General features: G+C 63.8%; 8 protein-coding genes and 1 pseudogene. 3 read left to right on the forward strand and 6 right to left on the reverse strand.

The features are described 5' to 3' along the window. Positions 1-12: 12 nt before the first annotated feature. Positions 13-948, reverse strand: coding sequence for a LysR family transcriptional regulator (locus AC0L3K_RS31400; protein ID WP_473367508.1), 936 nt, complete (start codon positions 946-948; stop codon positions 13-15). Between the two features lie 92 nt (positions 949-1,040). Between AC0L3K_RS31400 and AC0L3K_RS31405 the strand changes: the two genes are divergently transcribed. Further along, the gene (locus AC0L3K_RS31405; protein WP_473367509.1) at positions 1,041-1,895 is read left to right on the forward strand and encodes an NAD(P)H-dependent oxidoreductase; all 855 of its coding nucleotides are present in this window, start codon (positions 1,041-1,043) and stop codon (positions 1,893-1,895) included. Positions 1,896-1,915: 20 nt separating this feature from the next. Here AC0L3K_RS31405 and AC0L3K_RS31410 read toward each other — a convergent pair whose 3' ends face one another. Together AC0L3K_RS31410 and AC0L3K_RS31415 are read right to left on the reverse strand one after the other, a co-directional pair. Further along, entirely contained in the window at positions 1,916-3,124 is a 1,209-nt protein-coding gene (locus tag AC0L3K_RS31410) for an EAL domain-containing response regulator (RefSeq protein ID WP_354169763.1), read from the reverse strand. Between the two features lie 545 nt (positions 3,125-3,669). Continuing rightward, positions 3,670-4,833: a hypothetical protein gene (locus AC0L3K_RS31415; protein WP_473367510.1), complete on the reverse strand. Its 1,164-nt coding sequence runs from the start codon at positions 4,831-4,833 to the stop codon at positions 3,670-3,672. A 340-nt stretch (positions 4,834-5,173) separates the two neighbouring features. Here AC0L3K_RS31415 and AC0L3K_RS31420 point away from each other — a divergent pair, with 340 nt between their 5' ends. Then, a complete protein-coding gene (locus AC0L3K_RS31420; RefSeq protein ID WP_473367511.1) occupies positions 5,174-5,797 on the forward strand; it encodes a helix-turn-helix transcriptional regulator in 624 nt (207 codons plus the stop codon). Between the two features lie 83 nt (positions 5,798-5,880). Here the strand turns inward: AC0L3K_RS31420 and AC0L3K_RS31425 are convergent, their stop codons facing one another. The 3 genes from AC0L3K_RS31425 to AC0L3K_RS31435 form a co-directional block, all read right to left on the reverse strand. After that, positions 5,881-6,129 carry a hypothetical protein gene (locus AC0L3K_RS31425; protein WP_007598946.1) on the reverse strand — a complete coding sequence of 83 codons (249 nt, stop codon included), beginning with the start codon at positions 6,127-6,129 and terminating at the stop codon, positions 5,881-5,883. A gap of 123 nt (positions 6,130-6,252) precedes the next feature. Further along, positions 6,253-6,630, reverse strand: a complete 378-nt coding sequence (locus tag AC0L3K_RS31430; protein WP_473367512.1) for an Hpt domain-containing protein — start codon at positions 6,628-6,630, stop codon at positions 6,253-6,255. 156 nt (positions 6,631-6,786) lie between these two features. After that, positions 6,787-7,485: a Crp/Fnr family transcriptional regulator gene (locus tag AC0L3K_RS31435; RefSeq protein WP_219681736.1), complete on the reverse strand. Its 699-nt coding sequence runs from the start codon at positions 7,483-7,485 to the stop codon at positions 6,787-6,789. Between the two features lie 679 nt (positions 7,486-8,164). Here AC0L3K_RS31435 and AC0L3K_RS31440 point away from each other — a divergent pair. Then, positions 8,165-8,646 (forward strand): annotated as a pseudogene (locus AC0L3K_RS31440) (response regulator). Positions 8,647-9,198 lie beyond the last annotated feature (552 nt).

Here is a 9,198-nt window from a genome sequence, read left to right on the forward strand (position 1 = left end):
ATTGACGCGGCCTTAGTTCTTGCCCGGTTGCGCCTTTTCAATCCCCGGCAGCCGCGCGATCCGCTCGGCGAGAAAATCGACCAGCAGCCGTACCCGCGCGATGCCGGACCGCTCCGGGACGATCAGCATGTTGAGCGGAACGGAAGGCGGCGCGTAGTCTTGAAGCACGCGCTCGAGTTGGCCGGATGCAAGAAGGTCGTCGACGAGCCAAAGATGGGCCGGCGCAATGCCACGACCGGCCGCGAGCGCCTCCCGTGCGGCCAGCCCGTGATCCACCCGCAGCCGCCCTGCGAACGGGACCGCATGGCGGCCGCCGCGGCGCCCGTGCAGCACGAGCACGTCGCTGCCGGCGATGTTCGACATCCTGATACCCTCGTGGCTGGCGAGATCCTGCGGGCGCGTGGGCCTGCCGCGCGAAGCCAGATAGTCCGGTGCGGCCACGAGCACCCGCCGCGACTGACCAAGCAGCCTGAGCTTCATCGAGCTGTCGGTGAGTGGCCCCAGACGCAGGGCGATATCGACACCTTCCCGCACCAGATCGATCCGCTCGTCGGTCAGGCTGAGATCAACCGCCACGTCCGGATAGCGGTCCTGGAACGCGAACACCAAACGACTGACGTGGAGCACGCCGAAGGCCGCGGTGCAGGAGACGCGCACGGTTCCGGCAGGCGCACCGCGTGTGCTGCGCGCCTCGTCGCCGGCGAGTTCGACCAGGCGCAGGATCTGCACGCAGTCGGCGTAGTAGCGGCGTCCTTCCTCCGTCATCGTCACGCTGCGTGTGGTCCGCGTGAGCAGCGGCACGCCGACGGCCTGCTCCAGTTCCCGCAGATGCCGCGTCACTGTCGACTGGCCGAGACCAAGCTCGCGCGCGACCGCGGACAGGCTTCCGCGCTCGGCGACCCGCACGAAGCTGCGCATGCGTTCGAGCGTAACGTCCGATCTATCCATATTTCGGCAGGATCCTATCCATCCGCGACAACTACCGGATTGCAGTCGGAGGCGCTACCTGCTGCTCGCAATCGTCAACCAAGGTGCTGATCATGAAAGTGTTGATCGTCTTCGCTCATCCCGAACCGCGCTCCCTCAACGGCTCGCTCCGCGATGTCGCCGTCAGAGAACTCGAGGCTGAGGGACACCAGGTGCGGGTGTCAGACCTTTACGCCCAGGGCTGGACATCCGAAATCGGCCGCGCCGACTTTCCGCTGCTGCCGCCGGACGCGCGGCTGGCGCCGGCCGCCGCCTCCAAGCAGGCGTTCGAGTCGGGCACGCTCACCGCGGCCGTCAAGGCCGAGATCGAGAAGCTGCTGTGGGCGGACGTCCTGATCCTGCAATTCCCGCTGTGGTGGTTCAGCATGCCGGCCATCCTCAAGGGCTGGGTCGACCGCGTGTTCGCCTACGGTTTCGCGTATGGCGTCGGCGAGCACAGCGACAAGCGGTGGGGCGACCGTTACGGCGAAGGCAGGCTAGCCGGCAAACGCGCGATGCTGATCGTGACGGCCGGCGGCTGGCAGGAGCATTATGCGGCGCGCGGGATCAACGGGCCGATCGACGACCTGCTGTTCCCGATCAATCACGGCGTCCTCTATTATCCCGGATATGACGTGCTTCCGCCGTTCGTTGTCTACAAGGCCGACAAACTGGACGAAGCCGGTTTCCAGGCGACTGCCGAACGTTTGCGCGAGAGGATGCGAACGCTTGCGACGACATCGCCGATTCCTTACCGACGCCAGAATGGCGGCGATTACCTGATTCCGAGCATGCAGCTCCGCGCGGGGCTTGAGCATTCCGGCGCGACCGGATTCGCGCTTCACGTCGACCAGGCCGAGGCACGCAGCCCGAATGGTGAGGCGAGCTCCATGCGCTCGGCGACGGATGATTGCGCGGCGATAGCGTAATCCGTCGCCCGCGAGCGACATCACCCTATCACCGTCCGCGTCAGCGTGCTCCGCGCAAATTTCTTCAGCGGCATCGGCTTGCCGAACAGAAAACCCTGCACGAGGTCGAAGCCGAGCTCGTTGGCGGCGACGAGGTCGGCGCGGCTCTCGACGCCCTCGGCGACGGCGTGCACGCCGTAGCCATGTGAAAGCTCGACGATGTGGCGGCACACCGTGCGCTTGAGGCGATCAGTGCCGCTGCCGGTGACGAAGTGCCGGTCGGCCTTCAGCTTGATGAACGGAATTTTTCCGAGGTCCATCAGCGACGGCCAGTTGGCGCCGAGATTGTCGATCGACAGGCCGATATTGTGCAGACGCAGTTCGCGGGCGACCTCGACCAGGAGATCGAGGTCGCGGATCGCCTCCTCGCTGTCGATCTCGATCGTCAGCCCGCCGAACGCCGGATGCGTCGGCATGCGGCGGCAGAGATCGCCCACGGCTTGCGGCTCCTTCAGATACGACGCCGGCAGATTGATCGCGAGATCGACCGGGCTCTGCTGCTCCAGCAGATAGTGCCAGTCCTGCATGGCGCGCTCGATCACGAATTCGGAGAGGTCGCGCAGATTCGGGTCGTGCTCTTCGGGGATGAAATAGGCCGGCGGCACCACGCCCCAGGTCGGATGCCGCATCCGCACCAACGCCTCTGCGCTATTGCGGATCAGCGTGCGCGCGTCGATCTTGGGCTGGTACCAGAGCTCGAGCCAGCCGGCGTGCAGGGCCTCGCCGACATGCACGGCCGGGCTCGGCGCCGGCTCCTCCGGCAACAGCATCGCGACGCGGTCGCGCAGCGTCTCCGCGGCAAAGGGCGTGGTCAGCGGCGGCAGCATCTTGAGGCCGTATTCCTCGCCGACCTGCTGCACCGCCCTGACGATGATCGACTCGCGGGCGCCCACCGTCAGAACCTTTCCGTCAAAGGCCTCGCGCACCAGCGTCTCCAGAAATTTTCCGGGCTCGATGCCGTCGGCAGCGATGCCGAGCAGGATCAGGTCGGGCAATCCGCTCGTCAGCACGCTCTGCAGCTCCTCGGCGCTGGCGCATTCGGTGGTGACGAAGCCGAGATCCTCCAGAACTTCCGCGAGAAACGCGCGCAGATGGCGCTTGCCGTCGGCGACGCAGGCGCGCGGCTTCATCTTTCGCCGTCCGAAGGTCTTCGGCCTTCGTTCGGCGAGTTCTACAATTTCGTCGTTCATCGCAAGCACTCCCGTTCCGTGCCGGTGTGTTAGCGACGTGAGCAGTTTCAAATATGGAAGGCTTCAGTCGATTGTCGAATTATCTGGGTAACGTTAAAGCACCCATCACGTCTAAAATTGTCTGCGTCTTGTTCGAGAAGTTTTTACGTCTGCCCGCGCATCGGGCGCAGGGTTGCGGCAATCACTGGAGATTCCGCGACGCGCAGTAAGGCTGCATGCACGCGCACTGTCCTGCAATTGGACCAAGCCGCGCGCGCCTCGCCCAATTGAATAATGGCGTGCCTCAATTGCGCGCGATGCGCGCATTTTTCCCGGTTCGCTCGTGACGATTCTGCGACAATGCGTCGGTGCGCGCTGGCGCCCGTGTGAAGCACATCACAAGCGGATTGCTGCACGTGCGCTATTGCTCTGGACAGCCGGTGGTGGGCTGTCGAGGATCGCAGCAATGACGTCGCGGCGAATAATGTATTGGTGGTTCAGGTTCGTGCTGTCAGGGCGATTTCTCGATCGCTTCCTGTACCTGCCGCGCGCGCATTAGCGCGGGATCAGGTTTGGCCGATCAGCTTGCGCAACGCGGCCGCGCCGTCCTCGATCGCATCGCGTCCCTTCCAGGCCAGATAAGACAGCTTTCCACCGAGCGTATCGTGGCTGCGCAGCCGGCGCGAGCCGAGAATGTGGCCGACATTGGAGGGGAAGCGGCTCACCTCGGCGGCCACCAGCGCCGCGATCGCGTCCATCAATTGCTGGAGCCGAATGCCCCATTCGCAATGCTCGATGCCGTCGATCCGCACCTTGAGCGCATATTCGGTGTCGTAGATCTCGGCGAGCAGGTCGCGTGCGATCAGCACCCGGTTGTGCCGGAGCGCGATGCGCAAGGCGAGGCGCCTGTCATCGAGCTGGTCGAGCACCATGTGAACGACGCAGGCATAGGGCGTGGCGGCGACATCGGCGGCGCTCTTGCTCGCGGCGGCCTTGGTGGCAAGGCGCACCAGTTGCCAGAACGTCTTCAGCCGCCTCGCCACCAGCGTCAGCGCGAACGGCAGCGCCTCGGGATGGGCCTTCTTGAAGGCGTCCAATCGTGCGGTGATCTGATCGACCAGGCCGTCGTCGAATTTCGCGATCTTCTCGGGCAGCTTTTCGTTGAACTTCGGCAGCGCAGCGCCGGCGCGCAGCACGTGCTGCATCTTCTTCACGTCGTCGAAGGCGGTGCGCGACGCCGTATATTGCGCGAGCTTGCCGCGCGCGAACTCGGTGCTCTCCGCTGAGGCGAGGGTGCTCTCGAGAACCTTGACGACCTTGGTCTGGAAGGTCGATGCGATCTTCAGCACTTCCTTGTGGTTGTTGGCGGCGACCTGATCGTTGATCGCCTTGATGTAGTCGCGCGCCATGGTCGGCAACAGGTCGCGGCAGATCCACTCCCAGATCGGGGTGAGGGTGTTGCGCGAGATCCGCCCCATATTGGCGTGCTCGGGCGCGCCGTCGATCAGAAACAGCTCGAGCGGCGCAAAGAAATGGCGCGAGGGGCTGGTGGCGCGCGCCTGGCTCGATCCGTCCTTGCGAAACTCGGCGCGCAACCGCGATTGGAGGTCGGCCGCGCCTGGCATGTCGATGCCGCACAGCTCAAGCCGTTCGAGCTCGCTGAGCAGGCAGCTGCGCGACAGCGGCGTCAGCTTCTGCAAGAAGTTCGATAGCTGGTCGATCTCGTTCATTGCACGCAATCTTCCGCAACGATTCCAGCAGGCCTATCGGCCCCATGCATGGAGGCATTTGCGCGCTCTCAATTGTGACATAGAGAAGCAAGCCGCCGTTAATATATCCGTAAAATCGGGTGCCGGAGGTATTCGGCGCTGACGTGATCGTTAAGAAGGCTTCCGGTCATCCGCCCATGATTTGAGCAGGTTCGGCAACCTAAGACTGTTGAGGGTCGTTGCCACTCAAGCATAAAGTGTGCCGGCGCCGGGGTTTCAGCACAAAACTGCCAAATTTACCGTAGTCTTACGGAGCAAAAAGTTAACTACAGATCGCGTTGGGTTCCGCTAAACGAGTGACATGGGGTCACAGAATGATACGGCCACTGATTCGCGGCCGTCGGAATGGTACGACAGCAACGCCGCTCCAACTGAAGGGCTCGATGTCGTCCGCCTGAACGCCGCCCGTGCCAAGGCGGGCGACGAAATGGCCGCCGCCATCGCCCGCGAGCTCAACGGTCCCCTCACGGCGCTCCTGCTCTACATGGGCGAGATCAAGCATCACAGCGATCAGCTCGCGCCGGTGACGGGCGACCGTGCCTATTTGCAGCGGGTCGTGGAGAATGCGCTGGTGCAGACCGAGCGGGTTTGTGGCCTCGTCAAACAGCTTGCCGGTTCTCCCACGGGTGGCCTGCCGACCGCGTCCAGGGCCGAGGAGGCCGAACCGAAGCTCACGCGCGCGCCACAGCCGCAGCGGGTGTCGAGCGCCGAGATCCTCGGCCTGTCAGGCCAGAAGCGGCTGACCAAGCGCGAGGGCGAGGTGCTGAGGCTGATCAGCGAGGGATATTCGAACAAGCAGGGTGCGCTTCGGATGCAGATCAGCCCGCGCACCTTCGAGAGCCATCGCGCCGAGGCGATGCGGAAGCTCGGTGCGCGCAACACGGCGGACCTCGTCCGTGCGGCGCTGCTGCATTCGATCGACTGAAGGCTCTTGCCTCGGGCCGCCCGCCAGCGGCGAGGGCCAAGCGTGAGACATCTCTCGAGAAAGACCCGCGGCTCCGATCGTGCTCAGAAATAATCTTCGGCGAAGGGACGCGCGCGCGACGAGGGCCGCAGCGGCTTGAGCTCTTCCTTCGGCACGTTGGGAATGATCGTGATGGTCCAGCGGGGCGGCATGCTCGATTCCTGCTCCAGCACCGAACGCACGAAGCCCGTCACCGTCGCCTCGCCAGCGGCCACCGTCGCCATCCGGCCGTTGAACTGTGCGATGCGGAAGCGACGAACTTCTTTCTGGTCCGCGGTCTCGTAGGTGAACATGGAAACCCTCCTGGTTTCCGGCGACTATCGCTGCCTATGATTAGCCATCTGTGAAAATCCCAAGCCGTAGAAGTACGGCGGGCATGCACGCGTGAGTGGTTACGGCGTTTTCGAGCGCGCGCGTCAGCCCTCCGGCTCCTGCGCGCGCCCGGCGGCATAGGCCGCGTCCATCAGGTCCAGGAGGTCGCGAAATCCGGCGTCGCCGAGCCTCTCCGCGGTCTTCTCCAGCCGCAGCGCCAGCACCGCGAGCCTGACATAGCCGAACGTTCCGGCCGCGCTCTTCAGCGAATGCGCTTCGCGCGCGATCCTGCCGTGGTGCTGCGCGAGCGAGAGCGTGCGGAACAATTGCAGGCGCGCACAGGTCTCGCTCCAGAACACGTCGCGCACTTCGCAAGCACCGTCCTCGCCGATCTCGCGCACCAGCGCCTGGTACGCGCCCGGCTCGCGCGCAGGCTCGGCATCAAGCGCTGTCTGCGCAGGCGGGACGGTGACTTCGAACATGGTTTGGCCTGCCTTGATCACGGTTGGTTTGCCGCTGGCCCGTACAGGCGCGCGCGTCACGTCCGTGTCTACGGCATCCGGATTTCAGTTCCGGTAGCAGGACAATCCGTGTTTGCGGGCCGGAATTAGCGGCCGGTTTACCACGCCGCGGCACCGTTAGCGTGGGCCGAGCAGCCGGTCATACTGCGCCTTCACGGTGGCGTAGCATTCGCACGCCGTCTGGCGCAGGCCGTCCAGGTTGAGGATCTGGATGTGTCCGCGGCTGTAGTGAATGAAATTCGCCTGCTGCAAGGTATTGGCGACCAGCGACACGCTGTTGCGCCGAGCGCCGATCATCTGCGCCATCGCCTCCTGGGTCAGCAGCAGCCGGTAATCGCCGGAGAGGTCATGGGTGTGCAGCAGGCAGCGCGACAGCCGTGCCTCCACCGGATGGGCGGCGTTGCAGCCCGCGGTCTGCTGCACCTGCGCGTAGACCGCGAGCCCGTGACGCGTGAGCAGCGTCCGCAGGGTGCCGCTCTGGTCGGCCGCGATGCGCAGCCGGTCGAGGTCCATCATCGAGGCGGAGCCGGGAACCAGCACGATGGCCGTGTTCAGCGCGCAGGCATCGCCCATGGTCGAGAGCGTTCCGAGCAGGCTGTCGCGGCCGATCATGGCGACTTGCACGTGCTCGCCCCTGGCGAGCTCCACCACCAACGAGATGACGCCGCGATGAGGAAAGTAGGCGCGCTTGAGCGTTTCGCCGGTCTCGACCAGCACCGCGTCATGCGGCAGATCGCCCGTACGCAGGTGCGGGCGGATCAATTCATAATCGTCTGCCGACAGCGCGGACAGGAAACCGTTGGAGGAACGCACCATCGTTTCCAAAGTAGCCTCCCGTCTCTCGGACCCGCGGGGCCGCAGCACGCGAAACTGCTTGCCGTCCGCGCAAGTTCCATCATCTTCCCGTCGGGATATATAGGCAATTGGGACAAGTTGTCCGACCTGTGATCGCCGCTGCACGTCGGCCTCGCCAAGACAGATTCCCTGACCATTTCCACGGTAGCGATTTGGGAACCCAGCAGAATCCAGATCGTCGACTGGAACATCTATTCGGAGGGTGGTCGCGGTCATGGTTGATCCGGCGCGTTTCGAAGTGATCCCCGCCATGTTCCTGTTCGTCATACGGTTGTGCCGCAGCAAAACCTTATTATAATGGTTGTGGCGCTCTGCGTATACCCGTTGGGGGCAGACAGGCTGGTGCATTTGCGGCCGAAATGAGAACGGCACGCTGATTCGCTGATGAGCCGGCGGACCGGTCTGCGAGGAGTTGCGCAGGTAAAAGCGGCAAGGGACCTTCATGAGCTGGAAGCATTGCATCCGCGCTGCCATCGGACGCCGGTCGACCCGTGCACCCTCGTTGGTCGGACGAGTGCCTGCAATTCTCAAACTTGTTTTGAACCTTGGCGCCGCGTGGCCGCAGATTCCGCGTCCATCGTCTTCCTCGCGCCGGCAACGACATTCTCAACAGTTCATTTCTCGAGCAAAGGAGAAAGGCGTGCGCCACGGTTCAATTATTGAATCGCCGAATCGGGAAGCTCAAACGGGGACAGAAGGTCTGCGCCATATTCTCGTCGTCGACGACGACCCGATGGTCTGCATGGCCATCGAGGTCTATCTCCAGCGCAACGATTTTCGGGTGACGATCGCCGAAGGGGGGAAGCCGGACTTCGCGCGCTCGAACACGAGCAGTTCGATCTGATGATCATCGATATTTTCATGCCGCACAAGCGCGGGTTCGAATCGGTCAGGATCTTCCACGAGCGGGCGCCAGCCGTTCCGCTGATCGCGATGTCCGGCTACGCGTTCGCAAATCTGAATTCGCCTGCCCCCGATTTCCTCCGGATGGCGCTGGAGCTCGGTGCGGCGCGCTGTCTGCGCAAGCCGTTCACGCCGCACGCGCTGCTCGCCGCCATCAACGATTGCCTGGCGGAGCACCGTCCCCACGGCGACCTTGCCTCGGCCGCGCGCCTGGGTTAGCGCGGCACCGGCCGCAGTGGACACGGGTAACGGTTCGTTTACCGCAAATGCGGGTCTTGCGTATCCCGGCAAAGCACCAAGCGAACGTGGCGAGACTGCCGCGGCTTGCAGGCGGCTCGATACAATTCCGCGAAGACCGCGCATATCGTCCTTCACGAGCAGGGCTTTCCCGCGCGCCTGGTCCCGCTGTTATCGGCACGTTCACCTAACGCGTCTCGCGGTTGCGGCGTGGGGCCGGTTTTGCCGAAAAACGCTGTCGCCTGCAGTCGAACGGCAAACTTGTCTTCAATATCCGTATTAGCACGGAGGATGAAATTAACGGGACCGTGAAAGGGGATGTCTAACGATCCAAGGTGGGGACTTCCGTTCATGCCAGCGCGGCTCGGGTGTCGAGGTCCAGATCCAGGTCAGTAAGGCGTAGCTCATGGATGATCTGTTGCGGGAGTTTTTGACGGAAACCAGTGAGAGCCTGGACACCGTGGACAATCAGCTGGTGAAGTTCGAGCAGGAGCCGAACAACGCCAAGATCCTGGATAACATCTTCCGGCTGGT

The organism is Bradyrhizobium sp. MI1.10 (assembly GCF_055811035.1).